The following is a 26,346-nucleotide window of genomic DNA, read 5'->3' on the forward strand; positions in this document are numbered from 1 at the left end:
GCGGTGAAACAAGGCGGCGTCAAGCGAGGCCCGCCTCAGGGCTGGCATGCAGCCGCCGGTCCGTGGCCCTACGACGCCGCCATCTGCCTGACGGCGTCATCGTAATTGCCGAGCACACGTTCCTCCAGATCGGTATCGCAATATTCGACCACCTCGGCGATCTTGTCGCCGCGAAACTTGAATACGAAGCAATACTCATTGTTGTAGCGCTGGCCGCGCTTGGTCTGCACGTCGCCGCGCACTTCGGCCACGACGAAATCGCCCTCGGCGACCAGATTGATGGCGTGCGCCCGATACTCGGTCGCGAACAGCGCAAACAGCGGTTTCAGCAGCTTGGTGCGAACCTCTTCCTGACCAGAAAAGCGTTTCGACCAGCTGCTGTGGCCCGGAAAGCGCCAGACATAGTCGGGGTGCACGGACGCGCCGAACACGCTGCGATCGCCGGTCTCCAGCGCCTGATAAATGCGCCGGATGGTGTCCTTGTTCTCGATGGTTCCCATTTGAAGTCTCCGTTGCGGGTGCAACTGACATGCCCGAGACGCGGTCTATTCGTCCAATCGATCGATCATATAGTCGCCATTCACCCGGTGAATTTCGGCAAGGCTAGACGGCGCCTTCGAGTTTCGGCGCAGCAACGCCGGACAGGAATGACGCCAGGTACATCTTGCCGAGGATGTGCCGGGTCCCGACCGCACCGCGTATGAGCCGTCCTTCGTCGATCGCAAGGCGGAACTGCTCGGGAGTTGGGGCGGAAAGATCGGTGTCGTCCTTCGCCCATGACGCCGCGGCCGACGCGCTAAACATGACGCCCGCATAAAAAAGGCAGGTGAGCGCGCGGACCGACGCCAGCCGGGAAAGAAGCGCCTCGTCAGGCGCGCGGCCGAACCAGGCCGTGAGCAGCACATCTTCCAACTCCTGGGAACGCGCGAACTGATTGAGCACGATCGCCGCATCGACCAGGGGATCGTTGCGACAGGCTGATTCCCAGTCGATCAGCCAGAGCCGTTCGCCGTCGAACAGGATGTTGTTCGGAGTGGGATCGTTGTGGCTGGAGACCAGCCTGGACGCGCCTGCGTCGTAGGCTTCCCGGAGCAGTTCGAGACGCTCCACATGCGCATCAAGCACGCCGGCGGCAAACAGGCCGGTCCGCCGCACATGCGCAAACAGGCGCGCGACGATGTCGCCATAGTTGACGTAATAAGGGAAGACCGCAGTGGCCTGCACCCGCGAGAACAGCTCTCCCAGCGCCTGCGCCAGCGCGGGCGGCCCGCCCGGATAGGTTTTCAGCGGTTGGTGCTCGATGAAGTCGATCACCACGATACGGGCCGCCTCGTCGAGATAGCGGATGGCAGGAGCAATCCCCGCCTCCGTCGCGATGCGCATCGAGACATATTGGTGCGGATTGCGCAGCGGGCTTGGCTCGCCCTCGATCCGCAGCAAATAGCGCCGTTGGCCTACTTCGACACGATAGACCGATGCCGTCGTCGCCCCACCTGTCATCGCCGTGATCGCGCCGACCGGAGCCGAGCCAAAGGCGGCAGCGAGCGCTGAGCGCGCGGTCTCGCGATGGGCTATTGAGAACACGTCGAAGCCGTCTTTGCGCATGAATGTACCTTACTGCGCGCCAAGGCGGTCGGTCACCCCGGCACGCCCTTGTTTCGCAGCACGAAGCACGCCCCGCCGGCTCGGCGGATGCGGTTGCAGAGATCATCGGCCGCAGGCCGCGTGTCCGCGCCAATCCGCACCTGGTAGAACAGGCTGCTGCCGCGGGTGCGCAGCCGCGCGCTGAGCAGGCTCGGGTCCTGGTCGCCGATCACAGCATTGAGTCGCTTCATCGCGCGCGCATACATGGCCAGCGCCTTGTCGCGGTTGAAGCCGGCGGCGAGCTGCACACCCCACAATTTCGCGGCAGAGAGCGTGATGCGCTGTTCGAGGCCCGTCACGAAGGGATTGGGCGCGCGCTTGAGCAAGGCCATCAGTTCGCGGCAACTGGAGGCTGGTGCGGCTTCCGGCATCTTGCCGTTCCGTCCCGCCGTCGCCCACTCCTCGACCGTTGAGCCGGTGATGGCGACGACATAGTTGCGGGTTTCCTGCGGCATGTATCCCGTGCCGGCGAGCCATTCCTGCACCCGCCTCGGGCCGGCATTATAGGCCGCCGCAGCTAAGCCGAGATTGCCGAACTGATCGCGCAACTCGCTGAGGAACTCGGCGGATTTCGGCAATGCCTGCACGGGATCGAAGGGATCGAGCAGCCGCCGCTCGTTCGCGGTTCCCGGCATGAACTGCGCAATGCCCTGCGCGCGCTGGCCGCTCCTGGTCATCGGCCCCACCGCATCGGATTGAAAGCGACTCTCCTGCCAGATCACGCGCGCGAAGAATTCCAGCGGCAGGTTTGCCGCCCTCGCCGCCGATTCCACCATCAGGCACAGCGCCTCGCGCGTATCGCTCTCGCGCGCGGTCTCCTTGGGCTTCTCTGGAGCTGCCGCGTCCGGCTGTTTCGCAGGTTCCTCGATGCCCGGCCGCGCGGGGTCGGTCGGCGCGGATGTCGCGTCCTGGGCGATAGCCTGCGCAAGCGACGCCAACATCGCCAGCAAGCTCAACCCGGCGCGGAGACCCTGACCTGTTCGCATTGCCGTCTGATTTCCATCGAAGGTACTTAATAGCGGCCCGGCGCTGTCGGTTCCAGAGCGCGGCGTAACCATGTTTGGGCCACGTAAAGCCCTGAATCGCCGCCATCGCGGCCGATGTTGGTTTACGTTAACGCCGCTTTTTGCCGGCCAAAGCCTTTCGCGGCCGATAAAGCGGCGTAAAAGTCTTCCTTTGACTGGGAGATATCGATGCAGGACCGACGCGAGAACGCGCGCGACAAGGTGATTTACGGCGGCGTCGCGGAAATCGGCGAGAACGGCGCGAGCCGTGAATGCATCGTTCGCAACATCTCCGACAAGGGCGCCAGCGTCGAATTCAGCAATACCGCCGGCCTTCTGAGGGAACAGATCTCGCCGAGGGAACAGATCTCGCTTCGCATCGCACGTAAAGGCCGCTCCTTCCTCGCCAAGGTGGTGTGGTGGCGCGATAATTTCGTCGGCCTTGCCTTCAGTGGCGAAACTCCGGCCGCGCCCGTCTCCGATCTGGAGGAGCGGCTGCGCAAGAGCGAAATCAAGAAGCGGCAGCTTCAGCGCCGGATCAACGAGCTGCTCGGAGAACGCTGACCGCTGGACGTCGCCTTGCGCGCCTGTCCTGCCTCACTCCGCGGCGAGCTTTGCCGCCGGCGGCGGCGACCATCCAACGACGCGATTGCGCCCCTGATCTTTGGCCTGGTACAGCGCCTGATCGGCCGCCTTCAGTAAGGCCTCAAATCCCGGCATACTCACGGTCGCGGCCGCAAAGCCGATACTGGCCGTGACCCTGAAATGGACCTCGTCAGCCTTCAAGGTGCTGGCGGCGACGGCCTTGCAAATCCGGTCCGCCACGATCCGCGCCTGATAGAGATCGGTCTCCGGCAACAGCATCGCGAATTCCTCGCCCCCGAGCCGGCCGACGATATCGGACGAGCGTTTGCCCTCCAGGCAGGCATTGGCGACCGCGATCAGCGCATCATCACCGATCGCGTGGCCGTAGCGGTCGTTCACCGATTTGAAGTGATCGACGTCGATCATCAGTACGGAGAGCGGCCGGTAGTAGCGCTGAAACCGGCTCCATTCCGCCGCAGCGAGCGCCATGAAATGGCGGCGGTTGTACAGCCCCGTCATGGAATCGATCGTCGCCAACTCTTCCATCTGCCGGGCGTTGTGAACCAGATCGGTGACATCGCAATAGGTGATCATCCGGCCGCCGTTCTTCAGGACCGAGCAACGCGCCCGAATGTGCCGGCCGTCGGTGCTTTGCAAATCCCGCAACGGCTCGTTGCCCGCCCGGACAGCGGCGACCCGGCCGGCGCGGAAAGCGTCCAGTTCTTCCGGCGTCAAACCGCGATCAGGTGCCAGCGACGAATTCGCGAGCAGCGATGCATAGGAGGGACGGCGCGCAGCCTGCTCATCGGTGACGCTCCAGTATTGTTGCATCTTGCGGTTGACGAACTGCGCATTGAGATCGCTGTCGAGCAGCACGACGCCTTCCGATAAATTGTCGAGGGCGCCGCGCAAGACTTCCAGTTCGTCCATGTGACGGACAATGTCGGTCACGTAGGTGTAGCTGATCATCCGCCCGCCATTCGGCAGGTTGGCGCATTGCATCCGGACGACGTCACCATTGGTGCGGCGCAGATCGAGCGGCGTGGTGTCGCCTTCCCTGACCAGGCGAACGCGGTTGGCGACGTAAGCGTCGATCTCGGCAGGCGCAATCTCGTAAGCCCTGGTGTCGCGGCCGTGATACATCAGCGCCACGAAAGCCGGATTGCGGTCGGCGACCTCGTCCGGCAAAGCCCACATGCGGCGGAAGGCGCGGTTGATGAATTGGGATTTCAGGTTGGCGTCGAGCAACAAAACGCCGACATCGACCACGTCGAGCGCGGCACGGAGCGCCAGCATCTGGCCACGCATGATCTGATCGGCGCCCTTCGCTTCCTCGGGACCGGCCTGGGCGGCTTCTGCCTTGACGTCTGCCGCCGTCTCGAACACGAGGCCGATCTGTTTCTCCGACTGCCACGACCGCTTGCACGGCTGCGGATCGCCTTCACCCGGAATCATCAGATGGAAGTGCTGGGGAATGCCGAGCACGCTCTCCACCTCGATCACGGCGCCGGTGTCGGATATCCGGCGGACGGTGCAGTCGATGGTGGACTGGCCATAATTGGAGATGATCTTGCCGGCCAGGAAGGTCCGGCCTCGAGGCATCGGTCTTTGTTCGGACATGACAGCGTTTTCCAGTTTTGCCTGGTCCGATTAAACGGGCGCATGGTCTAAACTGGCTTAACCTGATGGTTCCGACCGCGCTCCTGCGGACGCCGGCTTCATCCCAATGCTAACGACCGGTTAACGGACCGGCGATTGAAGCCGGCAATCGCCCAGCAAAAAGCCGGCGGTCTTTCGACGCGCCGGCTTCGTCAATGCGTAAAATCCTGGCCGCTCAGACCTTGACCAGCGGCCCCCGCGAGGCCGGCCCATTGGAGCCGCCCCCGCCATTGGGACCGGATTTCGGCTTCCGCGGCGTGGCGCGCTTGCGCGCACCGGGCAGCTTCTCCGGCTTCGGCGTCACCGGTCCTTCGACGAACTCGAAGCCGATCTTGTCCCTGCCTTCCGCCTCGTCCTTGATCAGCACGACGCGGACATGGCCGCCACCCTTCAGCCGGCCGAACAGCACTTCATCGGCCAACGGCTTCTTGATGTGCTCCTGGATGACGCGCGCCATCGGACGCGCGCCCATCTGCTCGTCGTAACCATGTTCGATCAGCCAGGCCTTGGCGGGCTCCGACAATTCGATGGTGACGTCGCGATCGGCCAGCTGCGCCTCGAGCTGGAGCACGAACTTCTCGACCACCATGCCGATGACATCGGCATTGAGATGGGCGAACGAGACGATGGCATCGAGGCGGTTGCGGAATTCCGGCGCGAACTGCCGGTTGATCGCTTCGTGGTCGTCGCCTTCCCGCTTGCTGCGCGTGAAACCGAAAGCCTGGCGCGCGAGGTCGGCCGCACCCGCGTTGGTGGTCATGATCAGGATCACGTTGCGGAAATTGACCTGCTTGCCGTTGTGATCGGTGAGCCGGCCATGATCCATGATCTGAAGCAGCACGTTGTAGAGATCCGGATGCGCCTTCTCGATTTCGTCAAGCAGCACCACGCAATGCGGATGCTGGTCCACGCCGTCGGTGAGCAGGCCGCCCTGGTCGAAGCCGACATAGCCCGGAGGCGCGCCGATCAGGCGCGAAACCGTGTGCCGCTCCATATATTCGGACATGTCGAAGCGGATCAGCTCGACGCCGAGCGACGCCGCCAGCTGTTTTGCCACTTCGGTCTTGCCGACGCCGGTCGGGCCGGAGAACAGGTAGGAGCCGATCGGCTTTTCCGGCTCGCGCAGGCCGGCACGCGCCAGCTTGATCGACGCCGACAGCGCGTCGATCGCCTTGTCCTGGCCGAACACCACGCGTTTCAGGGTCTGCTCGAGATGCTTGAGCACCTCGGCATCGTCCTTCGATACGCTCTTGGGCGGAATCCGCGCCATGGTCGCGATCGTGGTCTCGATCTCCTTGATGCCGATGGTCTTCTTGCGTTTGTTCTCAGCCACCAGCATCTGCGCCGCGCCCGACTCGTCGATCACGTCGATCGCCTTGTCCGGCAGCTTGCGGTCGTGGATGTAGCGCGACGACAATTGCACCGCGGCCTCGATCGCCTCGTTGGTGTATTTCAGCCGGTGGTAATCCTCGAAATAGGGTTTCAGGCCCTTGAGGATCGCGATGGCGTCTTCCACCGTCGGCTCGTTGACGTCGATCTTCTGGAACCGGCGCACCAGCGCGCGATCCTTTTCGAAATGCTGGCGATATTCCTTGTAGGTGGTCGAGCCCATGCAGCGGATTGTGCCCGATGCCAGCGCCGGCTTGAGCAGGTTGGATGCATCCATCGCGCCGCCGGAGGTGGCGCCGGCGCCGATCACGGTGTGGATCTCGTCGATGAACAGGATCGCGTTTGGATGCGCCTCCAGTTCCTTCAAAACCTGTTTGAGCCGCTCCTCAAAATCGCCGCGATAGCGCGTGCCCGCGAGCAGCGTACCCATGTCGAGCGAGAACACGGTCGCCGCGGCCAGCACTTCCGGCACTTCCGAGTCGACGATGCGCTTGGCAAGGCCTTCGGCGATCGCGGTCTTGCCGACGCCGGCTTCGCCGACGAACAGCGGATTGTTCTTCTGGCGGCGGCACAGCACCTGGATCGCCCGGTTGATTTCGGAATTGCGTCCGATGACGGGATCGATCTTGCCGTCGCGCGCCTTCTTGTTGAGGTTGACGCAGTAGGTATCGAGCGCCTCGCCCTTTTTCTTGGCGTCCTCGTTGCCCTTGGTCTCGGTTTCCTCGTCGACGCCGCGAACCGGACGCGCTTCGGAAACGCCGGGACGCTTGGCAATGCCATGGCTGATGTAATTGACCGCGTCGTACCGCGTCATGTCCTGCTCCTGCAGGAAATAGGCGGCGTGGCTTTCGCGCTCCGCGAAGATCGCGATCAGTACGTTGGCGCCGGTCACTTCTTCGCGACCGGACGACTGGACGTGAATCACCGCGCGCTGGATCACGCGCTGGAAACCGGCGGTCGGCTTGGCGTCGTCGGCTCCGTCCGTCACCAGATTTTCGAATTCGGTCTCAAGATAATTGACGAGGCTGGTGCGCAGCTTGTCGAGATCGACGCTGCAGGCACGCATGACCGCGGCTGCATCCGAGTCATCGATCAGCGACAACAGCAGGTGTTCGAGCGTCGCGTATTGATGATGCCGCTCGTTTGCAATCGCCAGCGCACGATGCAGGGATTGTTCAAGGCTTTGGGAAAAAGTTGGCATTCGCGTCCTCTGTGGCCCCCGGTCATCATGATCGCCATTACCCGGTCAGGCAACAACAACCTTCGTCATCCCGTGTCATATAGTTACGCACGATCGTGGCGAAAGACAGGTTCCGTGAACAGTGGTTTTTCTCTAAACTTTCGCACCACCGCGACACGAGAACCAACCCGAAAAACTACTGGGTTGCCGCCTGCTTCCTCCAGGGCGGAACAATGCAAGACCTGTTCCTTTTAGCCGGTCGCCTTTTAGCCGGTCGGGGCTGGTGCAGCGGCTATTTCTTTTCCATCACGCATTGCAGGGGATGCTGATGCTTGCGTGCAAAATCCATCACCTGCGTCACTTTGGTCTCGGCGATTTCGTAAGTGAACACGCCGCACTCACCGATACCGTGGTGATGGACATGAAGCATGATCTTGGTGGCGGCTTCCGCGTCCTTCTGGAAGAACTTCTCCAGCACATGAACCACGAACTCCATCGGCGTGTAATCGTCGTTCAGGATCAGGACACGATAGAGATTCGGACGCTTGGTCTTCGGCTTGACCTTGGTGATGACCGAGGTCGACGGACCGTTCGTCCCTGCATTGCGGTTTTCGTCATTGCTCATCCGGGGAGCAGAGACGGCTGTCGCGGCCGGCGCGGACGAATAGGCTTTGGAGTTCAACTGCAACATGGCTCAGGCGTTCGACATTCCCATGGGAAACCGGACAGCGCATCGTCGCACGCTCGCGAAGGCCCCAAGACGACCACCACAAGGCACCCAGCAACGCTTTCCAGATCGCCGCTCCCGGTCCGATCCAGCGGCGGATCGGCTATTGGAATATGGGTCCAGTTGCAGACCACCGCAAGCGCATCAACGCTGCCCTGCCGCGCCCGCAACCGGCCCGAATCCCGGGTCCGGCAATCCAGGCAAGGTTAATCGTTTCCGTCGGATTTGACAAAGGAAGGCCCCTGCCTGTTTAGCGGTCCTTGAGCATAGGAGGCAGTTCTGGCCACCGGTTTGCCGATACATGGGCTTTGACCCGTTTTTGCGGGAACCAGTTTACCACCTGTTTAGCTGCCCAGGCCGAAATACCGCTAGAAACCACTATTTCGGTGAGAGCCATGCTCAATACAGCCATTTTCAGTCGGGTTCGTAAGGCCGCCGGGCGTTTTGCCAAGGCCGATCAGGGCAACATCGCGGTTCTGTTTGCCATCGCCGCCGTGCCGATCATCAGCTTCGTCGGCGCCGCGATCGACTATACCCGTGCCAACAGCGCCCGGTCGTCGATGCAGGCTGCCCTCGATTCCACCGCCCTGATGGTGGCGAAAGACCTGGCGGACGGAACCATCAAGGCCTCGGATATCAACACCAAGGCGCAGGACTATTTCAAGGCGCTCTACACCAACACCGATGCCAGGGAGGTGACGGTCACGGCGGAATATACCGCCAACACCGGCAAGGGCTCGACCATCAAGATCAATGGCTCCGGCAACGTGCCGACAGAGTTCATGAAGGTCGCCGGCTTCCCGAAACTTGGCTTCGACACCAGTTCAACCTCGCTCTGGGGCAACGTCCGCATGCGGGTGGCGCTTGCGCTCGACGTCACCGGATCGATGAAGGACGCCGGCAAGATGGCCGCGATGCAGCCGGCCGCCAAAGCCCTGATCGACCAGATCGGCGCCCTCGCGAAAAATACCGGCGACGTCTACATCTCGCTGATCCCCTTCGCCAAGGACGTCAACGTCGGCGCCAGCAACTCCGAACAGTCGTGGATCGAGTGGAGCGAGTGGGAGGCTGCGAACGGCAAGTGCAGCGGCAAGAACTCCGGGAACTACCCTACAAAAAGCTCCTGTGAATCGGCCGGCAGGACCTGGACGGCGAAGAACCACGATAACTGGAACGGCTGCGTGACCGACCGCGATCAGGACTACGATACCAAGAACACGACGCCGACCTCCGATTATCAAACCAAGTTCTACGCCGAGCAATACGATGCGTGCCCAGCGGCGTTGATGCCACTCACCACCGACTTCGCCGCGCTCAAGACCAAGATTGATGCGCTTGTTCCGAACGGCGGCACCAATCAGCCGATCGGCTTCGCCTGGGGATGGCAGTCGCTCACCCAGGGCGCGCCGCTCAATGCACCGGCCGAAGATGCCAATTATACCTACAAGAAGGTGCTGATCGTGATGTCCGACGGTTTGAACACCCAGGATCGCTGGCCGTCATACGGCAACGGCCAAGTCCAATTCGATGGCGCCATCGACGCCCGCCAGAAAATCCAGTGCGACAACATCAAGGCTAACGGCGTCATCATCTACACGATGCATGTCAACACCGACAGCAAAGTTCCGACCTCCGCCATTCTGGCATATTGCGCGAGCGGCGCCGACAAGTTCTCTACCGTGACCTCCTCGAGCGAGATTGCGACAGCCTTCACCGCAATCGGCACGTCGCTCTCCAAACTGCGCGTCGCGAAATAACCGCCACCGCAACCGGCAGGACAACAACGCAAAACGAAAAAAGCCCGGCCGTAACGGCCGGGCTTTTTGTTTTGGAAGGTTTGGCGCAGCGCTTAAAGCGTTTTCGAGCGAAGTGGATACCGGTTCGCGTAAAGAAAACGCGTCAAACAAAGAGTTTAGTGCGTGGCGGGAGCGAACTTCGCGACCAGGCCTTCGTAGGGCTTGAAGGTCTGCTTGGCCAGATCGGTATAGAGGCCGGCAATCTTCTGCGTCTCGGCGACAAAGGTCTCGTAGGACGAGCGGGCGAATTCGGTCTGGGCTTCGATCGCCTTGTCCACCGACTTCACGCCGGACAGCTTTTCAACAAACGACTTGGTGTCTTCGAACGACTTCTTGGCGTAGTCGCCATAAGCGGTCGCAATCGCCTGAACACCGCTCTGCAGGTTGCTCGCGGACGCGGCGACCGTTTCGAGATGCTCTTTTCCGTAGCTCTGAATGTCTTCAACCTTGACCATCTTGGAGTCCTTTCCCAGACTGAATGTAATTAATCGCCGGGAGGTCCCGGCTCCCTGACCACCCCTCCCTTATAGTGCAACGCACAATGCCTGTCAAGGAATCTTGTGCACCGCACAAATATCGACGATTAACGCCAAACACCGGAGTGTTACGCAACGGTTACTTAACCTTTTGGAAACTCGCGCCGCCTAACCTGATTCCCGGACGTGTTCGCCTTCCGATAGACAGATTGAAAGCTGTTTGTGAACAACACCTTAGCTAGAACAGCGACCTGATCGGCCAGCCGGGCCCCAATTGCAGCCTGGCTAAGCGCTTCGAACAGGGAAGCGTCACTGGGCCGATGGGCACAATTTCGCCTCACGAACCGGTGATCAAGACAGAAATTGGGACGGGGAAGTAAATGCTTCGTACAACTTTAGCTTCCTCGCGCATGTTGCGAGTTTGCGTTCTCGGGCTGGTCACTCTCACCACTGCAGTCATCTACACCAGCGACAGCGCAGAAGCCCGCCGCTACCGCCAACGCCACCATGCCCGGCACCACGCCGCCGTGGCGAGCTATAGCCCGCAATTCGCTTCCATCATCGTCGACGGCAATTCCGGCGCCACGCTCTCCTCCAACAATCCCGACGCCCTCCGTCGTCCGGCCTCGCTGACCAAGATCATGACGCTCTACCTGCTGTTCGAGCAGCTCGAGCGCGGCAAGCTGAAGCTGGATTCCGAACTGGAAGTGTCCTCGTATGCTTCCCAACAGGCGCCGACCAAACTCGGCCTGAAGCCCGGCCAGACCATCAAGGTCGAAGACGCCATCAAGGGACTGGTGACGCGCTCCGCCAATGACGCCTCGGTCGTGATCGCGGAAGCCATTGCCGGCGATGAAGATGAATTCGCCAAGCTGATGACGCGCAAGGCGCGCGCGCTCGGCATGACCAAGACGGTCTATCGCAACGCCAACGGCCTGCCGAACGACGAACAGCTCACGACCGCGCGCGATCAGGCAACGCTGGGCCGCGCGATCCAGGAACGCTTTCCGCGCTACTATCGCTACTTTGCGACCAGCGTATTCAACTATCGCGGCCAGGCGATCCGCAACCACAATCGCCTGCTCGGCAATGTCGAAGGCGTCGATGGCATCAAGACCGGCTACACCCGCGCGTCGGGCTTTAATCTTGTCAGCTCGATGCGGCGCGGCAACCGCCATCTGATCGGCGTGGTGCTTGGCGGCCGCAGCGGCGGATCGCGCGACGCCACCATGCGCACCCTGCTCGCGGAAAACCTCGACAAGGGTGCGACCATCCGCACCGCCGCCGCCATCACCGAACGCAATTCCGCTGAGGCCAGCGTCGAGGTGGCCGAAGTCGCCAGCACGCCGCGCCCGACCGAGGCGGTCCAGGCCAACAACGCCGCCACGGCCTCCGAGCCCAGCATGGCCGCAATGCAGGCGACGCGCAGCGTCGCCCCGGCCAAGCCCTCGCTGATGGCCGCAGCCGCAGCCGCCCTGCCGGCGCCGCAACCCAAACCCGAACAGTCCAAGTTCGCGGCGCAGGCCAAGCCCGAACCGGCCCCGCTGACCAGCGGTGTGATTCAGACCCAGGCGATATCGGCGATCCCCGGCTCGGCCGAGCCGATGAAGCCGGTCAAGGTCAAGACGGTTCAGGTCAAGGCCGGCGCGATGAAGCTGGCTTCCGCCGGCCCGTCCCAGCCTGTTGCCCCGCCGATCACCAGCGCGATTGCGCCCGTCCGCCCGGAAGTGGCGGAGACCTCCAGCGCCGTCGTGGCGCGGGCTGAGCCGAGATCTGAAGCCATCAAGCCTGAGGTGATCAGGCCCGAAATGGCCCGTGCCGAACTGCCGCCGCAGCCCGCCAATCACGGTACCGGGCATGGCGTACTCGGCGTGCTCCCCGCCTCCAGCGTGCCGTCTGCCCCCGTGCAGGCACTCGCCTATGTCCAGCCACAGACCGTCCAGCAGAACGGCGCCATCAAGCCCGCGGCCACCGTTACCCATACCGGCTGGATCATCCAGGTCGGCGCGCTGGAAAGCGAAAGCGAAGCCCGCACCCGCCTCGATCAGGCGCGCAATCAGGCCCGTGGCCTGCTCGGCAAGGCCGATTCCTTCACCGAGCCGGTCGTTGCCAAGGATAATCGCAAGCTGTTCCGCGCCCGCTTCGCCGGCCTCGAGCGCGATCAGGCCGAGGCGGTCTGCAAGACGCTGAAGCGCGCCGACATCTCCTGCATCACCGTTCGTAACTGACCTTCTCTCTCTTGTTCGCAAAGCCGGCGCCGCAAGCGCCGGCTTTGTTGTTTCCAGAGCACAGTTGCAGACGCCGTGCGGTCGCTGGCGGCAAATCGAACCTGCGCAAACTTCTCGTCAAGAATTTACGGTTAAGTTTTCCGGAATGAAGGATCGACCACGCCGGAAAATGGCGGGCGACACGGGGCATCAACCAGAGAATAGGGCAGCGGCAGCTCTCGGTTTGTAGCGTTTGGTAGCGTTTGCCGGAGTTAGCTGAGATGCGCGCGAAGCAGAGTATCCTTGGCCTCGTTTACACGGGCGGCGAGGTACGTCGAGCCCCCTTGATCGGGATGCAGTTTCTTCATCAGGGCGCGGTGCGCCCGGCTGATGTCGTCACGCCCCGCCCCCGGCTGCAGGCCAAGGATCTGATAGGCCTCCTCGTCCGTCATTTTGCCGCTCGGCGGCGCGCGGCGTTGCCCCCCTGCCGCGTCGCCCTGCGCGTTCTGACGCCAGGCGGGAAACCGGCGGTCCAGATAGCTTTCAAGTAACGCGACGCTTTCGGCGTCGAAGCCGGACATGATCGTCGTCAGCTGCGCCAGGTCGAACTCGTCGAGCGAGCGGCCGGCATAGGGCCCATCGACGATCTGGCCCGACAGGGCGCCGCTGTCGTGATCGAGGCTCATGTCGAGAAACTGCGATCGCACGCGCGAGGTCTGTCCGGGCGAGCGCTGCGTGCCGCCGCCGAATATCCCGCCGATATTGCTGAAGCCCGACGGGCCGAACGGCGACCAGCCGAGCAGTCCCGCTCCGAAGATGCCGAGCGGGATCGCCACCGCCAGTTCGCCCCTGAGCCCGGTGAAGGCCGCGACCGCCAGCGCGATGATGCCGCCGCCGATCTTGAGCAGCCGCGCAAGCACGACCGGATTGGCCGCACGAAACATCTGCAGCAGCAAATAAAGCAGGACAACGGCGACGACACCGGCAATCAGGGTTGGCATGGGCCCAATATAGTCGCCCCGGCGGCAAAAAGCATGGCGATCCGCACCTGAAGAGCCAAGCTGGCGATCATTTCATCTGGCCGATCAGCTTGGCCGCGCCGCTTCTGGTCTTCGACAGCCGCAGCAGCGCTTCGCGTCCGCCGGCGGCATAGGCCGCTGCAGCTCGCAACAGCTCGCGCAACTGGGCCGCGGCGCCGGGATCGAACCTGCACCATGCCCCGCCGGTGAGGCGCGCGATCTCACGGAACGCGTGCTCGGCCGCAACGTCGTGGCCTTCCTGGAACATGAACACGGGCACCTTGAGCAGGCCGAGTTCACCGGCCTTGGCGCAGAGGTCGTCGACCGACTCTTCCATGGCGTCGCCGACGAACACTACGGCGCGCACGGCGGAAGCGACCGCCTCGCGGCGGGCTTCCGAGAGCACCTTGCCGATCTGGGTATTGCCGCCCTGGCAATCGATCTTGGTCATCAATTTAGCGAGTTGCGCCGAGTCGGAGATCCATCCCGTCGCGCGGCATTCATTGAGGCCGCGGTAGTAGACCAGGCGAATGTCGAGGCTGCCGAGCGAAGCCGCTTCGCGAAACATATCGGCCTGCAGCGCGCAGGCCATGTCCCAGGTCGGTTGCCGGCTCATGGTGGCGTCGAGCGCGAACACCAGCCTGCCCTTTGCGCCGGTCCGGTGCGGCGACATGGCGCGAGCCTTGGCGACAAAGGCAGCGATGTCTTCGGCCGCCGAGGGCCGGGCTTCCGGCAACGGAGAGCTGCGCGATTGAGGTTTCTGCGCCGAGAAGACGTCGGCGGGAGATTTCGGTTTGGTGGGTTCGCCGGCCATGAGCGCTCGCAATTGCAGCAGGCTCTATGTGGGGCTGACTATAAAGGGCGTCAATGCACCCGGTCGTGATCCGCCGGGATCAGGCAGCGGAAGCGTTAACAGCGGAGCCGTTAGTTGGTCGCCGACTTGATGGTCGGTGGGTTGCTGGCCAGCGGCACCGGCCCCGGATTGCTCACGAGCGGATCCGGCACCTTGGTCGGCACCGGCTTCAGCACACTGCTGTCGCTGTTATCAGCGATGAACTTGTCGAGCATCGTCTGGATCGACGACTTTGCCGCATCGGGCCCGGTATCGCGCATATCGTTGTGCTGGTAGCCGGTGTTCACGACTGTAATACCGGCCTTCTCGCACTGGTCGTCATCCGGCACGACGCCCGGATCCGGCTTGAACTGCGTGTCCTTCGAGCGGAACGACAGGATCTTGAACTTGCCGTCGGTCAGGAACGGCACGCGCAGATTGTCCAGCGTCACCACCTTCTTGATCTCGTCGGGATATTGCTTGGCGAAATACATCGAGATATCGCCGCCCATCGAGTGCCCCACCATGGTCACCCTGGCGTAGTCGGCGTTGGGCAAGACCTTCTTCATTTCCTCGATGGCAAAATGGATGTTGGCGACGCCGCGCTGAATTTGCGGCAGGCGGCCGACATAGAGTTCGCCGACCTTGGTCACCATCGGCGGATCGGTCGGCAGATCATGCTGCGGGCTGACCGCAAGATAGCCGCGCGCGGCGAACGCGTTGGAGAGGAACGAATACTCGGTATGCTTGACGGTGTTGCCGTGATTGATGATCGCAACCGGCAGCGTGATCATGCCGGCATTAGCCTGCATTTCCTTGTCGCGCCGAACGGCGATATTGACCGCGACCAAACGATTGTCTCGCGCCGGATCATGGAATGCGATGGTCTCGTGACGGATCGCCCACTTGCTCGCGGTAAAATACGCGACCGCAACCAGTACGGTAAGTGAAAGCAGAACGGCAATTCCACGTTTCATCGGCGTCCTCGGGGCCCCGGTAGGGGCTATGTCAGTCTCAAGACTCTTCGGCCTCGTTCTTGATGATATATGTCACAGCGGCGTGACATAAAGTCCAAATGTTGTGAATTGAGCGCCTGATCGTTGTGCGATGCACCCATCCATTGTGCAGTTGCTCACTACCCGGCGATCATTTCCTATTTGCCTATATACGACGGCCCCAACCAAGCTTCGGTTCGACCGAACGATAAAAGTCTAATGAAAACGGTATTGTAGGCAATTCGTTCCCTTATTTCGCACGCCGCGTCTGCCCTGGAAATCCCGGAAAACCACTGGATTCAGCCCGCGGTATAGATGATCAGCTTCAGTGCCGGATCGTCATTGGCCTGGAAGCTCGCGTATTCCAGCTTCAGCCGCCCCTTCCTCGGATGGCTCAGGGATTTCTGGCCGGCCGAGACGCCGCCAATATCATGGGCCTCCCACCAGCCCGAAAATTCGGGACAGCCCTGCCGCAGCCGTGCAAGCAGTTCCTGGAACGCGGGATCGCCGGCCCACAAATCATGCGTGGCGCGGAACTGCGCCACGATGCGCCGCGCCTCTTCTTCCCATGAAGCGCCGAATAACTTTCGCGTCGCGCGGTTGGTCAGCACGGTGAGAAGAATGTTGCGGTCGCCTTCCGGCAGCCGGCTGAACGCAAAGATTTCATCCGCGGCCGCATTCCAGGCCAGAATGTCCCAGCGGCGGCCGGTGACATAGGCCGGCAAATTGAGCCGCTCGACGGTGCGCCGGACTGCAGGCGGTACGGTTTCGGGGACAAAGGCGCGGCGGTCGGCATTCTGCGTCAGTGCCCGCAGATGCTTGTGCTCAGCCTTGCCGAGCCGCAGCGCGCGGGCCAGCGCGTCGATCGTCGCCGCCGACGGACTGACGGTGCGCCCCTGCTCGAGCCGGATGTACCAGTCGACGCCGATGCCTGCGAGTTCGGCAACTTCTTCGCGCCGCAAGCCGGGCGTTCGCCGCCGCCGCCCGATCGGCAGGCCGACCGCCTTTGGCGTCAGCTTTTCCCGCCGCGAGCGCAGGAAATCGCCGAGTTCGCTTTGCCTGGGATTCATGGGCCTGCACTTCGTCAGCGGGGGATCATTCAATCCTAGGATAATACCAGGTCTTGTTGGCGAAATGAAGGGTTGCGAAAATCGGCTCCTCGTTGCGAAAGGATGCCCATCATGAAAGCCGCCGTCTTGAAACAATTCGGATCGCCGCTCGCGATCGAAACCCTGCCCGATCCCGTCCTCGGCACCGGCGAAGTGATCGTCGACGTGATGGCGAGCCGGGTTCTCGCCTACGCCAATGAAGTCCTGAGCGGCGAACGCAAATACCTGCTGGAATTGCCTGTGGTGCCGGGTCCCGGCGCGATCGGCCGCGTCCGCGCCACCGGCCCGGATGCGACCCATCTGGCCACGGGCGACTGGGTCTATTGCGATCCGACGGTGCGCTCGCGCGATGATGCGCTTGCCCCCGACATCGCGCTGCAGGGCCTGACCGCCGGCAGCGACGGCGGTCTGCGGCTGCAGCGATACTTTCACGATGGGGCATGGGCCGGACAAATGCGGGTGCCGACGGAAAACGCCGCACGGATCGGCAGCATTGCAGAAGCGGACGCCGCGCGCTGGTGCGCGCTGGGCACGCTGCTGGTGCCGTATGGTGGCTTCCTCGCCGCCCAATTGCAGGCCGGAGAGACCGTATTGGTCAATGGCGCCACCGGCAGCTTTGGCAGCGCGGCGGTGGCCGTCGCGTTGGGCATGGGTGCCGCTTGCGTCATCGCAACCGGCCGCAACGAAAAGGCGCTGGCCGATCTCGTGCGCCGGTTCGGCCCACGCGTCCGTATCGTTCCGATGCGCGGCGAGGAGGAAGACGACCGCAAGCGGATCCTGCAAGCCGCCGCGGGCGGCATCGACTGCGTGCTGGACATCCTGCCGCCGGCGGCCAACGCGATGCAGGTGCGGACCGCCATCCTCGCGGTGCGGCCTTACGGACGCGTGGTGCTGATGGGCGGCGTCGGCATGCTCGGCGGCGCCGGCCTCGACCTGCCCTATTCATGGATGATGCGGAACTGCATCACCCTTCGCGGCCAATGGATGTACCCGCCGCACGCGGCCCTGTTGATGGTTGGGCTTGTTCGCGCTGGCCTGGTCAGCCTGGATCAATTCGAGGTCACTTCGTTTGCGCTCGACGACGCCAACGCCGCGGTCGCGCATGCGGCAAGCAATAGTGGTCCGTTCCGGATGACGGTGATCGAGCCGCCGAGATCGCGCTGATCAGGCGCCGATGATCGAGCACCTTGGTCAGGCGCCGAGGATGTCGTGGACTTCGAGCGGCTTGTCGACCTGGCTGAACCATTCGGCGCGGTTGGCGGCCCTCCGCCGGCCGCGCTCGTCGAGCGGCAGCTTCAACTGGCGGAGCAGGCTCGTCACCTCCTCGCGCGCCGTCACATGGCCCATGCTCGGCCGCGTGCCGAGCGTGGCCTCATCGAGGTCGTCGAGCGCGGTCAGCCCGCGCGGGAAGAATTCACGGTAGACCACCCGCTCGGCAAGGCCGTCGATCGAACGAAAGCCCAGCCGCAACGACAGATCCTTCAGACTGTCGGCGACGAGCTGCTTGTTGCGCGAGCCGATCATCGACAGCCGGTTGCGCACCACGATCCAGTCGGTCGAAGCGCCGTCGAGCTGGCGGCGCTTGCGCCGGACGTCGCGCACCATCTCGGCATAGTGGCTTTCGCCGGTCACCGAATAGGTGGCCGGGTCGACGGTGCCGAGCACGTCGAAATCGAGGAAGCTGTCGTTGATCGGCGTCACCAGCGTATCGGCCATCGAATGGGCCAGGCGCATCAGATAGGAATCCGACCCCGGCGTATCGATGACGATGAAGTCGAAGGCGCGCTCGACCGTGCTCACCGCTTCCATGAATTGTTGGAACTCGGAATTTTCATTGTCGGCGATCTGCATCGTCTCGCCGAGCTTGATGCAAAAGTGGACGGGAATTTCGAGATCGAGGCCGGTGCGGCGGGCCCACGCGGTGCGGTTGCCGATGTACCGGGTGAAGCTCTGCTGGCGGCAGTCGAGGTCGATGGTGGCGACACGCTGACCGGCTTTCATCAGGGCGACAGCGATATGCAGTGCGGTGGTGGATTTCCCCGAACCGCCCTTCTCGTTGCCGAGCACGACGACATGCGCCGAACCGGACTGACCCTGACTAGCCTGAACCAACATGACTCAACCCCAACCCCCATTTGATATCTTCAAATCACGCGCGGCTGTGGTCAAGCGAAATGCGTGATAACGCTTTTAAATCATTGTCTGCCTGCCTTAATCATGAATCCGCTTGGCGACATCGCGTTCATCTGTGATCGAGCGCACGTTTCCACGCGCCGAACCCGACTGGCGATACATGACCCATGCAGCTACGTCGGACTGCCGTGATGAGTTGCACAGGTTGATCACCTTGGCGGCAATGCCTCGGCCTTATAAGGTCGCATCGCCCGCCAAGAGGCCGCGGCCAACAGCCCCCTCACCCCAAACATCGTGCAAGAGATCGAGCCCAGATGCCGCGAAGCCCCATGGTCGTCCGTACCGTCCCCGCATTGCGCCGCGCCCTTGATGGCCTTCGCGCCAGAAAGGCTGATATCGCGCTGGTGCCAACCATGGGAGCGCTCCATGACGGCCATGTGTCGCTGGTTCGGCTCGCCAAGCGCCGCGCACAGAAAGTCGTCGTCTCGATCTTCGTCAATCCGACCCAGTTCGCGCCAACGGAGGATTTCGGCTCCTACCCGCGCACCTGGAAGTCCGACGTCGCCAAGCTCGCGGCCGAGAAGGTCGACCTGATCTGGAATCCGGACGTCAAGGCGATGTATCCGGAGGACTTCGCCACAAGGATCGTGCCCGAAGGTCCGGCCACCGCCGGGCTGGAAGATCGCTTCCGCCCGCACTTCTTCGGCGGCGTCGCCACCGTGGTCGGCAAGCTGTTCACCCAATGCCGGCCGGATGTCGCGATCTTCGGCGAAAAGGACTTTCAGCAATTGCGGGTGGTGACGCAGATGGCGCGCGATCTCGATCTCGGCGTCAAGGTGATCGGATCGCGCACGGTTCGGGAACGCGACGGGCTGGCGATGTCCTCGCGCAACGTCTACCTCGCGCCCGAACAGCGCCAGGCGGCGCCCGAGCTCTATCGCGCGATGAAGCAAAGCGCGGCGCGCCTGCGCGCCGGCGAGCCGGTCGACGCCGTCATGGGGGCCGGTGCCGAGACGATCACAAGAGCGGGTTTTGCGCTGGACTATTTCGAGGTGCGCCACGCCGAAACGCTGGCGCCGATCGCCTCGCTCAAGCAGGGTCCAATGCGGATGCTGGTCGCCGCCAAGATCGGAACCACGCGGCTGATCGACAATATCGCGGTTTAGGCCGCCGAACCCCGCCCCACTTGCGCGGAGCAACCTCTGCGTGAAATATGTCCACAGGGATAGCGGGGGGAACTGCCAGCATGAGTGCGCGATCGATAGCTACGGTGATATTCGGCGGACTGCTGACGATGATCGCAGTCGGTTTCGCCCAGGCCCAGGCGCCGACACCAGATCGGCCGCCGGTCGGCGGCATCGGCCAACTGCCCGATGCCATGATCTTTTACGTCGCGCGCGGCACGGTGGGCGCTTGTGGGCCGGGCTGCTCGGAATGGATCGCCGCCGAAGGCACCGTGCTGTGGGATACCCACAAGCGGCTGATCAACATCCTCGACAGGACCGCCGGGCGCAAGCTGCCTGTCGTGATCCACACCCGGGGTGATTCCGATGTCATTGTCGCGATGAGTCTCGGCAGACTCCTGCGCAGCCGCGGCATCGACGCCACGATGGGACCCACCGATGTCGAAGCGTGCCGGGGCAAATCGGAGGCGGATTGTTTTGCGCTCAAGCGTCTCGGCGGGCCGCTCGATGCGAAGCTCAAGCTCCCCCAGGATCCCTGCGATTTTGCGTGCGTGCTGATCCTGGCCGGCGGTGTCCATCGCATGCTACCGGCCGGTGCCCGGGTCATGCTGACCGGCTATTACGTTTATAACCGGTTGGCGCCCAATCTTTCCAAGGACGAACGCGTCGGCCTGACCGCACGGTATGATGAGCTGTTCCGCGTCTACTTGCGCCAGATGGGGGTTGAGACCGAGTTGATCGACATCGTCGACAAGACCTCTTCTGTCCGCCGCCGGATCGAACTGCCGCCCTCTGATTGGATGCGGCTGCATCTCGTCACCGCGGCATCCCTGTAACGCCTGGCGGCGCACGGTGGACGCGGCCGAATTGATCCAGTCTCAGAGCAAACCGAGATCGCGCAGTTCCCGCCGCATTGGCTCCGGCATCGACGCCACGACCGCGGCGGACTTGCCGAGATCGGCGGGCGCGCCGTCCTCGGTCAGATAGCGCCAGCCCTGGAACGGGCGCATCGGCCGCGGCGAGACGGCGATGACCTTGGGCTGCATCACCAGGCGGCACCGTCCGATACCGTCCTTGTCGCGGAACGGCTCGATCGCGATCAGCTTTTCGCGCGCCGCGATCTCTCCCTTGATCACCCAGTAGAGCGAGCCGCCGGCAAGCAGTTCCTCGTCGCGCTTCGGCGTCATCCGGGTGACGTGGATATGGCGGAGCGGCAAACCCTTTTTCTTGGCGGTTGCCATCCGTTCGGCAACCCAGCCTTTGAGTTCTTTGACCGACTCGCAGCCAACGGCGAGCTTGATGAGATGAAGCGGCATGGATCGGGTTTAGCGGGCCGCGCGCCGTTTGAAAACGATCATTCGTTGGCGGGCGCAGCAGCTGTGGATGACACCGTCGGTGCTCCCGGCGCCCCCGGTGCCGGCGACAGCTGGACCGGCGCGGCCGGCGTGCGTTTCGGCGCCGGCGGCTGTTTTTTAGCTGCCGCCAGCGCTGGCGACGCTGTTGCGGTTGGCGTCGCTGGTGCGGCGGTAGTTGGGGCGGCGGCGGCCGCGGCCGGGCGCGGTGAAGCCGGTGGATTGGCAGCAGCTGGCGCCGGCGCGGCACGAGCGGCGGGCGGCTCCGGGTTCATGATGCTAATGGGCGGGGTATTGGCCGCGCTCGGGAATTCGGCATTGGTGGGTTTGCCAGTGGGCATCGACGGCGGCAGCCCCGCGAGCAATCCCGGGGCTGTCGCAGCCTGGGGCGGTGCGTTCCATGACGGCGCGTAGCGCGTGATCAGGTTCTCGTAGAGGCGCTCATCCATATTGGCGACGACCTGGCGCTTGTCGGCCAGCGCGGCGAAAGCGGCGCATGCAGCCGGCGTGCAATGGTCGCGCGCCATCAGCACATAGGCCATCAGCCCGTAGCGGTCGCGCTCGACGGCGCGGCGCAGTGCCTGCAGATCGGAACTCGTCGCTTTGTCGGCTGCGGCAGCATCGCCGACCCCGGTCAGGCGGGTGATCTGGGACGCCGCATAGGTGACCGCGGCAGCGACCGAGTCGGCGGACCCGAACAGCGTCTTCTCGCAGGCGTTGAGGACGGCATCGCCGGCGAGATCGTCGATACAAGAGAGCTGCGGCAACGCTGCACTGACCGAAGCGACCCGGGTCCCAGCGGACGAGACGCCGCCATCCGGCCCGAAGCTGCGGATGGTCGCGGCGACAGCGACGACGATCGCGAGCAGCGTCATGACCGTCAGCACGCCATTGGCCACGGATTTCTCCGCGCGCAGCAGCGTGATCAGAACGATGATTCCCAAAAATCCCGCCGCGGCCAGCGTCAGCCACATCGGAAAGGTCGGTGTACGCCAGATCTGATCCAGCGAAGATGCCCAGTCCCAGCTCATGCGCGGTGTCCCTCACGCAGCATAACGCGATCAGCGAAAGCGAATGCGTCTTTGCCCGCATTCACTCCCGACAGAATGGTCCTGCGAACGGGGCCTTTTGACGGCGAGCGATATGGAACCGCGTCAACCGCTGGTTTGCACACAGCTCTCTCAGGAGACCGTGAGCGGCTCAGGAGACCGCAAGCGCGGCTCAGGAGACCGCGAGCTGGCTTTCCTTGGCTACCCGTTCGAAGGCTTCGGTCGAGCTCTTGATGCGATACTGGCAGTCGTCACCGTCGGTCGGAAGCAGCCGGATCACCTCATAGGTGCCGCTGGCGGCCGGTCGGGCAACGTTGCTGGCAGTGAAATAGACAGTCTCTCCAACGGTGAATTTGTGCTTCAACGCCCTCTCCATCACGCAAGATTGTCGGCGGCGCTTAGTTGTCCCGCTAGCGATCGGCCGACTTGAGAACCCTGCGTCAACCTAGCACACCACAGGCCCAAAAAGCCAGCAACATCGAGGCATCCAGAACACGCATATTTTGCAGATATTTCAGTGCGTTAAATGCCAGTTTGGGGGAATTTGCATAGCCGCTATTCCGGCCGCAATTCCGCATCCCCGGCCCTATGCGGTAGCCAGGGCCGGTGCGGTTCAGGGGCCATGGAACCGGACGGGTTAACGCCGCGCCTCAGATCGCCTCGAGCCGGTCGATCAGCAGCGTTTCGGCCAGCCCGTCGCGGGTCCACTCCTGGAACGCCGGCAACCCGTCCATCGCCTCGACGTAGCGCTGCGCATCGCCAGTGACCGGAATCGCGTAGGTGCGGAAGCGATGCACGACCGGTGCGAACATCGCGTCCGCGCCGGAGAAGGCGCCGAACAGGAACGGCCCCGCTTTGCCATAGCGCTGATGGCACTCGGCCCAGATCGCCTGGATCCGCGCCACATTGGCCTGCGCGTCATCCGACAGCGCAACCGCGCGGATCGGGCGGTGCAAATTCATGCCGCATTCGTTGCGCAGCGCCATGACGCCCGAATGCATCTCCGCCGAGATCGAACGCGCATGGGCGCGGGCCGCGCGGTCTTCCGGCCACAGTTTGGTTTGCGGGAATTTTTCGGCGAGATATTCGATGATCGACAGCGAATCCCACACCGTGACATCGCCATCGACCAGCGCCGGCACTTTTCCCGCATCGCTGAAGCTCAGGATGCGTTGCTTGTCGGCCGGGTTGTCCGTGTACAGAGGAATCAAAACCTCTTCGAACGGAATGTTGTTGGCGCGCAGCGCCAGCCATGGCCGCATCGACCATGACGAATAATTCTTGTTGCCAATGACCAGTTTCAACATTTCAAGGGAATCCTGTTGGGATCGCCATCATGGCATAGTGCGCGGCAATCGTTCAACCTGTACATCTAGAGCGTTTTCTAGCGAAGTGGGCACCGGTTCGCGTCAAGAAAACGCGTCAAACCTAGATGCCGTGACCAAGCGACGACGACGGGGACCAGCATGACCGGATACTGGGTCGATATCGCGGCCATCACGTTCTTCGTCGTGGAGTGGACGGTTTATGCCTTCACCCTCGAGCGTACCGCCTACGGCCGGGACAGCCTGTCCGCGCGCATGCATATTTATCGCGAGGTCTGGATACGAAACCTGCTCGATCGCGAAACCCGCATGGTCGACATGCAGATCATGGCTTCGTTGCAAAACGGCACGGCGTTCTTTGCCTCCAGCAGCCTGATCGCGATCGGCGGCGGGCTGGCCCTGCTGCGCGCCACCAACGACGCATTGGCGGTGCTTGCTGCGCTGCCGATCGATCTCAGCCCCTCGCCGGCCCTGTGGGAAATCAAATGCGTGGGCTTGATCCTGATCTTTACCTACGCCTTCTTCAAATTCTCCTGGGCCTATCGCCTGTTCAACTATGTCGCCATCCTGCTCGGCGCGATGCCGCCGGCCTCGGAAAAAGGCACGCCTGAGGCGGAAGCGCATGTCATCCGCACCACCCGATTGTTCGAATCCGCCGGCCAGCATTTTAATCGCGGCCAGCGCTCGTTCTTCTTTGCGCTCGGCTATCTCGGCTGGTTCGTCAGTCCATGGGTGTTGTTCGTCACCACCGCGATGGTCGTGATCGTCACCTGGCGGCGGCAGTTCGCGTCGAATGCGTGGAAGGCGATGGGAAGCTGAGGAGAGCTTGATGCGGCTCCATACAACGCTGTCATACCCGCAAATGCGGGTATCCAGTACGCCGTGGCCTATCGGTTCAATCATTGCCGTCTCTGGAATACTGGGTCACCCGCCCCCCGTGCGCAATTGCGCACTCGGGCGGGTGACGACGACTGAATGCGTGTTCGCGATCTCGCGACGCATTGCGCCCGAGCTTTGAGAGAAATTTCCTTGCCCTCTCCAAAATCAGAGGGCGCAGGGAATGCCGGATGCGCGCTGCACCCGCGATCTCGTGTGCGAATTGTGCTAAGTAGGCTGCACACGAGCATACAGGGCAGCGGAGAACATCCGACATTCCCTGCGCAATGGCTTTACGGCTTATATCGCGCTCTCCCTGGTGAACGGGCTTGCTTGCCACCATTGCCCCTGATCAGCTTTTGGCTTCTCAGGAACGTGACGCCAGCATCGGGCGTCAGGACCACACGACTTCACCGTACGCTTCAGCTGCGCGCGTCAAAGCGCAACTGTTGCGTCCACCGCGACCCGCCCCTCGTTGTGACGATGGCCAACGCCCCTCTGAGTGGGACGGGATGACGATTTATGTGCCGGTGATTTGGGGTCGAAGGAAAGGGAAATATTTTTGATTTTCAGAAATTCTGGGCTTGACATGATTTCTGTAAATCGAAAGTGATTTGCCCGTCGGGTTGATTTGTCGCGCTCGCCGCGTTCAGTTTGTTGTTGCACACGCGGCGACGCAGTTCGCACGACGTAGGTGGATGGCGGGTAAACTCATCAACTCAAGCGATCACCGGACGCCCGCTTAATCGCGCAATACGGACTCTATTCAGGCATGGCATGAGTTCCGAACAGTGCCCGTCAACAGCCGGCTCCCCGCACGGCGGCTTGTGGCCCCCGGGCCCGAAGGGTTCGCCGCGGTTTTGATTGATCCAGATCAATGAAGGTCTTGCCGACCGGCAGGTAAGAAAAGTGAGGTCAGGCATCCTGCAACGGAGCAGGCGCGTGGCCGCCTATCCGCCGATTAGAGAAGACACGTTGACTGGCACCGCGGGAGCGTGTGGCCGGCGCAACGATGTCCGATATTGGGAGCTGGCAGGTCGTTTATGAGCGACACGTCAAATAAACAGAGAGGTAAGCAACAGCCGGCACCTGAGGCCGTGCTTGCGCCCGGCCGACGTGCGGAATTTCTCGTATTCGCCATCATTGCCGCCTTCATTTGGCCGGTGGTCGCCGTCGGCGTGGTCGGCGGATACGGCTTTCTCGTCTGGATGTCCCAAGTGATCTTGGGCCCTCCCGGTCCTCCGGGAGGGTAACGTCGCCATGGAAAGCCCAGGACCTTCCCGCCGTTCACTGTTGCGCGGCCAACTCCTCTCCAGGCCCGTCGCCATCATCAACGACGATTGTCTGGCCAAAGCTGGCATCGTCTGCCGCTCCTGTGGCGACGCATGTTCGGCTTCAGCCATTCGTTTCCGTCCCCGCGTCGGGGTGCCGCCCGAAGCCATCGTCATTGATGACGCCTGTACCGGATGCGGCGACTGCGTCCGGGTGTGCCCGGGCGACGCCATCTCGCTGGGCGCCGCCCGCCACGGGGGCACATCATGACGGCGGAAGGCACCATCCACATTTCGAGTGCGGTCGTCTCCGTGTTGCCGAAACACCGGGACGAGGTGCTTCGCATGCTCGCAGCCCTGCCGGAGGTTGAGACTCATCAAAGCAACGCATCGAAAATCGTCATCGTGATGGAAGCGGCGGAGAGTGGAATCATGGGTGGCCGTCTCGCCGAGATCGCATCGTGGCAAGGCGTCTTGTCGGCCAACATGGTGTTCGAGCAGGTCGAGCGTTTAGCCGATATCGGAGACTAGAAC

At 62.7% G+C, this 26,346-nt stretch carries 26 protein-coding genes; 10 read left to right on the top strand and 16 right to left on the bottom strand.

What is annotated here, in order from left to right:
- Positions 1-68: 68 nt before the first annotated feature.
- From JQ600_RS27240 to JQ600_RS27250, 3 genes are all read right to left on the bottom strand, one after another.
- Positions 69-500, bottom strand: a complete 432-nt coding sequence (locus tag JQ600_RS27240; RefSeq protein WP_212388155.1) for a nuclear transport factor 2 family protein — start codon at positions 498-500, stop codon at positions 69-71.
- Positions 501-603: 103 nt separating this feature from the next.
- On the bottom strand, positions 604-1,605 hold the full coding sequence (locus JQ600_RS27245) for a phosphotransferase (RefSeq protein ID WP_212388153.1): 1,002 nt from the start codon (positions 1,603-1,605) through the stop codon (positions 604-606).
- Between the two features lie 32 nt (positions 1,606-1,637).
- Positions 1,638-2,630, bottom strand: a complete 993-nt coding sequence (locus JQ600_RS27250; protein ID WP_212388150.1) for a lytic transglycosylase domain-containing protein — start codon at positions 2,628-2,630, stop codon at positions 1,638-1,640.
- 207 nt (positions 2,631-2,837) lie between these two features.
- Between JQ600_RS27250 and JQ600_RS27255 the strand changes: the two genes are divergently transcribed.
- Positions 2,838-3,212, top strand: a complete 375-nt coding sequence (locus JQ600_RS27255; RefSeq protein ID WP_212388147.1) for a PilZ domain-containing protein — start codon at positions 2,838-2,840, stop codon at positions 3,210-3,212.
- A 33-nt stretch (positions 3,213-3,245) separates the two neighbouring features.
- On the opposite strand, the gene JQ600_RS27260 is transcribed toward JQ600_RS27255, so the two are convergent.
- The 3 genes from JQ600_RS27260 to clpS form a co-directional block, all read right to left on the bottom strand.
- Positions 3,246-4,853, bottom strand: coding sequence for a sensor domain-containing diguanylate cyclase (locus JQ600_RS27260; RefSeq protein WP_249136117.1), 1,608 nt, complete (start codon positions 4,851-4,853; stop codon positions 3,246-3,248).
- Between the two features lie 214 nt (positions 4,854-5,067).
- Positions 5,068-7,482 (bottom strand): ATP-dependent Clp protease ATP-binding subunit ClpA, encoded by a 2,415-nt coding sequence (clpA, locus tag JQ600_RS27265; RefSeq protein ID WP_212388143.1) that lies wholly within the window; start codon positions 7,480-7,482, stop codon positions 5,068-5,070.
- A 271-nt stretch (positions 7,483-7,753) separates the two neighbouring features.
- The gene (clpS, locus tag JQ600_RS27270) at positions 7,754-8,086 is read right to left on the bottom strand and encodes an ATP-dependent Clp protease adapter ClpS (protein ID WP_192733729.1); all 333 of its coding nucleotides are present in this window, start codon (positions 8,084-8,086) and stop codon (positions 7,754-7,756) included.
- 497 nt (positions 8,087-8,583) lie between these two features.
- Between clpS and JQ600_RS27275 the strand changes: the two genes are divergently transcribed.
- Positions 8,584-9,945: a pilus assembly protein TadG-related protein gene (locus JQ600_RS27275; RefSeq protein WP_212266228.1), complete on the top strand. Its 1,362-nt coding sequence runs from the start codon at positions 8,584-8,586 to the stop codon at positions 9,943-9,945.
- A 155-nt stretch (positions 9,946-10,100) separates the two neighbouring features.
- Here JQ600_RS27275 and JQ600_RS27280 read toward each other — a convergent pair whose 3' ends face one another.
- Entirely contained in the window at positions 10,101-10,439 is a 339-nt protein-coding gene (locus JQ600_RS27280) for a phasin family protein (protein ID WP_212034912.1), read from the bottom strand.
- 401 nt (positions 10,440-10,840) lie between these two features.
- On the opposite strand from JQ600_RS27280, the gene JQ600_RS27285 reads away from it, so the two are divergent.
- The gene (locus JQ600_RS27285) at positions 10,841-12,688 is read left to right on the top strand and encodes a D-alanyl-D-alanine carboxypeptidase (RefSeq protein WP_212388141.1); all 1,848 of its coding nucleotides are present in this window, start codon (positions 10,841-10,843) and stop codon (positions 12,686-12,688) included.
- A gap of 251 nt (positions 12,689-12,939) precedes the next feature.
- Here JQ600_RS27285 and JQ600_RS27290 read toward each other — a convergent pair whose 3' ends face one another.
- From JQ600_RS27290 to JQ600_RS27305, 4 genes are all read right to left on the bottom strand, one after another.
- On the bottom strand, positions 12,940-13,668 hold the full coding sequence (locus tag JQ600_RS27290) for a DnaJ domain-containing protein (RefSeq protein WP_212266224.1): 729 nt from the start codon (positions 13,666-13,668) through the stop codon (positions 12,940-12,942).
- Positions 13,669-13,735: 67 nt separating this feature from the next.
- Positions 13,736-14,500 carry a VWA domain-containing protein gene (locus JQ600_RS27295; protein WP_212388139.1) on the bottom strand — a complete coding sequence of 255 codons (765 nt, stop codon included), beginning with the start codon at positions 14,498-14,500 and terminating at the stop codon, positions 13,736-13,738.
- A 110-nt stretch (positions 14,501-14,610) separates the two neighbouring features.
- Positions 14,611-15,495: an alpha/beta fold hydrolase gene (locus tag JQ600_RS27300; protein ID WP_212388137.1), complete on the bottom strand. Its 885-nt coding sequence runs from the start codon at positions 15,493-15,495 to the stop codon at positions 14,611-14,613.
- A gap of 317 nt (positions 15,496-15,812) precedes the next feature.
- Positions 15,813-16,583, bottom strand: coding sequence for a helix-turn-helix transcriptional regulator (locus JQ600_RS27305; protein WP_212266222.1), 771 nt, complete (start codon positions 16,581-16,583; stop codon positions 15,813-15,815).
- Positions 16,584-16,694: 111 nt separating this feature from the next.
- Between JQ600_RS27305 and JQ600_RS27310 the strand changes: the two genes are divergently transcribed.
- Positions 16,695-17,786, top strand: coding sequence for a zinc-binding alcohol dehydrogenase family protein (locus JQ600_RS27310; RefSeq protein WP_212266220.1), 1,092 nt, complete (start codon positions 16,695-16,697; stop codon positions 17,784-17,786).
- A gap of 27 nt (positions 17,787-17,813) precedes the next feature.
- On the opposite strand, the gene JQ600_RS27315 is transcribed toward JQ600_RS27310, so the two are convergent.
- Positions 17,814-18,737, bottom strand: coding sequence for a division plane positioning ATPase MipZ (locus JQ600_RS27315; protein ID WP_212266218.1), 924 nt, complete (start codon positions 18,735-18,737; stop codon positions 17,814-17,816).
- A 332-nt stretch (positions 18,738-19,069) separates the two neighbouring features.
- Here JQ600_RS27315 and panC point away from each other — a divergent pair, with 332 nt between their 5' ends.
- Positions 19,070-19,921 carry a pantoate--beta-alanine ligase gene (gene panC / locus JQ600_RS27320; protein WP_212266216.1) on the top strand — a complete coding sequence of 284 codons (852 nt, stop codon included), beginning with the start codon at positions 19,070-19,072 and terminating at the stop codon, positions 19,919-19,921.
- 80 nt (positions 19,922-20,001) lie between these two features.
- Positions 20,002-20,775 carry a hypothetical protein gene (locus JQ600_RS27325; RefSeq protein WP_249136118.1) on the top strand — a complete coding sequence of 258 codons (774 nt, stop codon included), beginning with the start codon at positions 20,002-20,004 and terminating at the stop codon, positions 20,773-20,775.
- Positions 20,776-20,817: 42 nt separating this feature from the next.
- On the opposite strand, the gene JQ600_RS27330 is transcribed toward JQ600_RS27325, so the two are convergent.
- From JQ600_RS27330 to JQ600_RS27345, 4 genes are all read right to left on the bottom strand, one after another.
- A complete protein-coding gene (locus tag JQ600_RS27330; RefSeq protein WP_212034903.1) occupies positions 20,818-21,255 on the bottom strand; it encodes a DUF1489 family protein in 438 nt (145 codons plus the stop codon).
- A gap of 38 nt (positions 21,256-21,293) precedes the next feature.
- Positions 21,294-22,322: a hypothetical protein gene (locus tag JQ600_RS27335; RefSeq protein WP_212388135.1), complete on the bottom strand. Its 1,029-nt coding sequence runs from the start codon at positions 22,320-22,322 to the stop codon at positions 21,294-21,296.
- 190 nt (positions 22,323-22,512) lie between these two features.
- On the bottom strand, positions 22,513-22,716 hold the full coding sequence (locus JQ600_RS27340; protein ID WP_192733742.1) for a hypothetical protein: 204 nt from the start codon (positions 22,714-22,716) through the stop codon (positions 22,513-22,515).
- A 274-nt stretch (positions 22,717-22,990) separates the two neighbouring features.
- The gene (locus tag JQ600_RS27345) at positions 22,991-23,647 is read right to left on the bottom strand and encodes a glutathione S-transferase family protein (protein WP_212490167.1); all 657 of its coding nucleotides are present in this window, start codon (positions 23,645-23,647) and stop codon (positions 22,991-22,993) included.
- 159 nt (positions 23,648-23,806) lie between these two features.
- Here JQ600_RS27345 and JQ600_RS27350 point away from each other — a divergent pair, with 159 nt between their 5' ends.
- The 4 genes from JQ600_RS27350 to JQ600_RS27365 all read left to right on the top strand — a co-directional run bounded on the left by JQ600_RS27350 (position 23,807) and on the right by JQ600_RS27365 (position 26,343).
- A complete protein-coding gene (locus JQ600_RS27350; RefSeq protein ID WP_192733744.1) occupies positions 23,807-24,484 on the top strand; it encodes a DUF599 domain-containing protein in 678 nt (225 codons plus the stop codon).
- A gap of 1,100 nt (positions 24,485-25,584) precedes the next feature.
- Positions 25,585-25,794 carry a nitrate reductase gene (locus JQ600_RS27355; protein ID WP_212266210.1) on the top strand — a complete coding sequence of 70 codons (210 nt, stop codon included), beginning with the start codon at positions 25,585-25,587 and terminating at the stop codon, positions 25,792-25,794.
- A gap of 7 nt (positions 25,795-25,801) precedes the next feature.
- Positions 25,802-26,083 (top strand): 4Fe-4S dicluster domain-containing protein, encoded by a 282-nt coding sequence (locus JQ600_RS37645; RefSeq protein WP_212388131.1) that lies wholly within the window; start codon positions 25,802-25,804, stop codon positions 26,081-26,083.
- On the top strand, positions 26,080-26,343 hold the full coding sequence (locus JQ600_RS27365) for a chaperone NapD (RefSeq protein ID WP_212388129.1): 264 nt from the start codon (positions 26,080-26,082) through the stop codon (positions 26,341-26,343). Before JQ600_RS37645 ends, JQ600_RS27365 begins: the two co-directional genes overlap by 4 nt.
- The last annotated feature ends 3 nt before the right edge of the window (positions 26,344-26,346 follow it).

The sequence above is a fragment of the Bradyrhizobium sp. AUGA SZCCT0176 genome (assembly GCF_018130145.1).
Lineage (GTDB): Bacteria > Pseudomonadota > Alphaproteobacteria > Rhizobiales > Xanthobacteraceae > Bradyrhizobium.

Excerpts from the sequence above, each read along its gene's own strand:
- JQ600_RS27240 (WP_212388155.1), bottom strand. The coding sequence starts at position 500 with ATGGGAACCATCGAGAACAAGGACACCATCCGGCGCATTTATCAGGCG.
- JQ600_RS27245 (WP_212388153.1), bottom strand. The coding sequence starts at position 1,605 with ATGCGCAAAGACGGCTTCGACGTGTTCTCAATAGCCCATCGCGAGACC.
- JQ600_RS27250 (WP_212388150.1), bottom strand. The coding sequence starts at position 2,630 with ATGCGAACAGGTCAGGGTCTCCGCGCCGGGTTGAGCTTGCTGGCGATG.
- JQ600_RS27255 (WP_212388147.1), top strand. The coding sequence starts at position 2,838 with ATGCAGGACCGACGCGAGAACGCGCGCGACAAGGTGATTTACGGCGGC.
- JQ600_RS27260 (WP_249136117.1), bottom strand. The coding sequence starts at position 4,853 with ATGTCCGAACAAAGACCGATGCCTCGAGGCCGGACCTTCCTGGCCGGC.
- clpA (WP_212388143.1), bottom strand. The coding sequence starts at position 7,482 with ATGCCAACTTTTTCCCAAAGCCTTGAACAATCCCTGCATCGTGCGCTG.
- clpS (WP_192733729.1), bottom strand. The coding sequence starts at position 8,086 with ATGAGCAATGACGAAAACCGCAATGCAGGGACGAACGGTCCGTCGACC.
- JQ600_RS27275 (WP_212266228.1), top strand. The coding sequence starts at position 8,584 with ATGCTCAATACAGCCATTTTCAGTCGGGTTCGTAAGGCCGCCGGGCGT.
- JQ600_RS27280 (WP_212034912.1), bottom strand. The coding sequence starts at position 10,439 with ATGGTCAAGGTTGAAGACATTCAGAGCTACGGAAAAGAGCATCTCGAA.
- JQ600_RS27285 (WP_212388141.1), top strand. The coding sequence starts at position 10,841 with ATGCTTCGTACAACTTTAGCTTCCTCGCGCATGTTGCGAGTTTGCGTT.
- JQ600_RS27290 (WP_212266224.1), bottom strand. The coding sequence starts at position 13,668 with ATGCCAACCCTGATTGCCGGTGTCGTCGCCGTTGTCCTGCTTTATTTG.
- JQ600_RS27295 (WP_212388139.1), bottom strand. The coding sequence starts at position 14,500 with ATGGCCGGCGAACCCACCAAACCGAAATCTCCCGCCGACGTCTTCTCG.
- JQ600_RS27300 (WP_212388137.1), bottom strand. The coding sequence starts at position 15,495 with ATGAAACGTGGAATTGCCGTTCTGCTTTCACTTACCGTACTGGTTGCG.
- JQ600_RS27305 (WP_212266222.1), bottom strand. The coding sequence starts at position 16,583 with ATGAATCCCAGGCAAAGCGAACTCGGCGATTTCCTGCGCTCGCGGCGG.
- JQ600_RS27310 (WP_212266220.1), top strand. The coding sequence starts at position 16,695 with ATGAAAGCCGCCGTCTTGAAACAATTCGGATCGCCGCTCGCGATCGAA.
- JQ600_RS27315 (WP_212266218.1), bottom strand. The coding sequence starts at position 18,737 with ATGTTGGTTCAGGCTAGTCAGGGTCAGTCCGGTTCGGCGCATGTCGTC.
- panC (WP_212266216.1), top strand. The coding sequence starts at position 19,070 with ATGCCGCGAAGCCCCATGGTCGTCCGTACCGTCCCCGCATTGCGCCGC.
- JQ600_RS27325 (WP_249136118.1), top strand. The coding sequence starts at position 20,002 with ATGAGTGCGCGATCGATAGCTACGGTGATATTCGGCGGACTGCTGACG.
- JQ600_RS27330 (WP_212034903.1), bottom strand. The coding sequence starts at position 21,255 with ATGCCGCTTCATCTCATCAAGCTCGCCGTTGGCTGCGAGTCGGTCAAA.
- JQ600_RS27335 (WP_212388135.1), bottom strand. The coding sequence starts at position 22,322 with ATGAGCTGGGACTGGGCATCTTCGCTGGATCAGATCTGGCGTACACCG.
- JQ600_RS27340 (WP_192733742.1), bottom strand. The coding sequence starts at position 22,716 with ATGGAGAGGGCGTTGAAGCACAAATTCACCGTTGGAGAGACTGTCTAT.
- JQ600_RS27345 (WP_212490167.1), bottom strand. The coding sequence starts at position 23,647 with ATGTTGAAACTGGTCATTGGCAACAAGAATTATTCGTCATGGTCGATG.
- JQ600_RS27350 (WP_192733744.1), top strand. The coding sequence starts at position 23,807 with ATGACCGGATACTGGGTCGATATCGCGGCCATCACGTTCTTCGTCGTG.
- JQ600_RS27355 (WP_212266210.1), top strand. The coding sequence starts at position 25,585 with ATGAGCGACACGTCAAATAAACAGAGAGGTAAGCAACAGCCGGCACCT.
- JQ600_RS37645 (WP_212388131.1), top strand. The coding sequence starts at position 25,802 with ATGGAAAGCCCAGGACCTTCCCGCCGTTCACTGTTGCGCGGCCAACTC.
- JQ600_RS27365 (WP_212388129.1), top strand. The coding sequence starts at position 26,080 with ATGACGGCGGAAGGCACCATCCACATTTCGAGTGCGGTCGTCTCCGTG.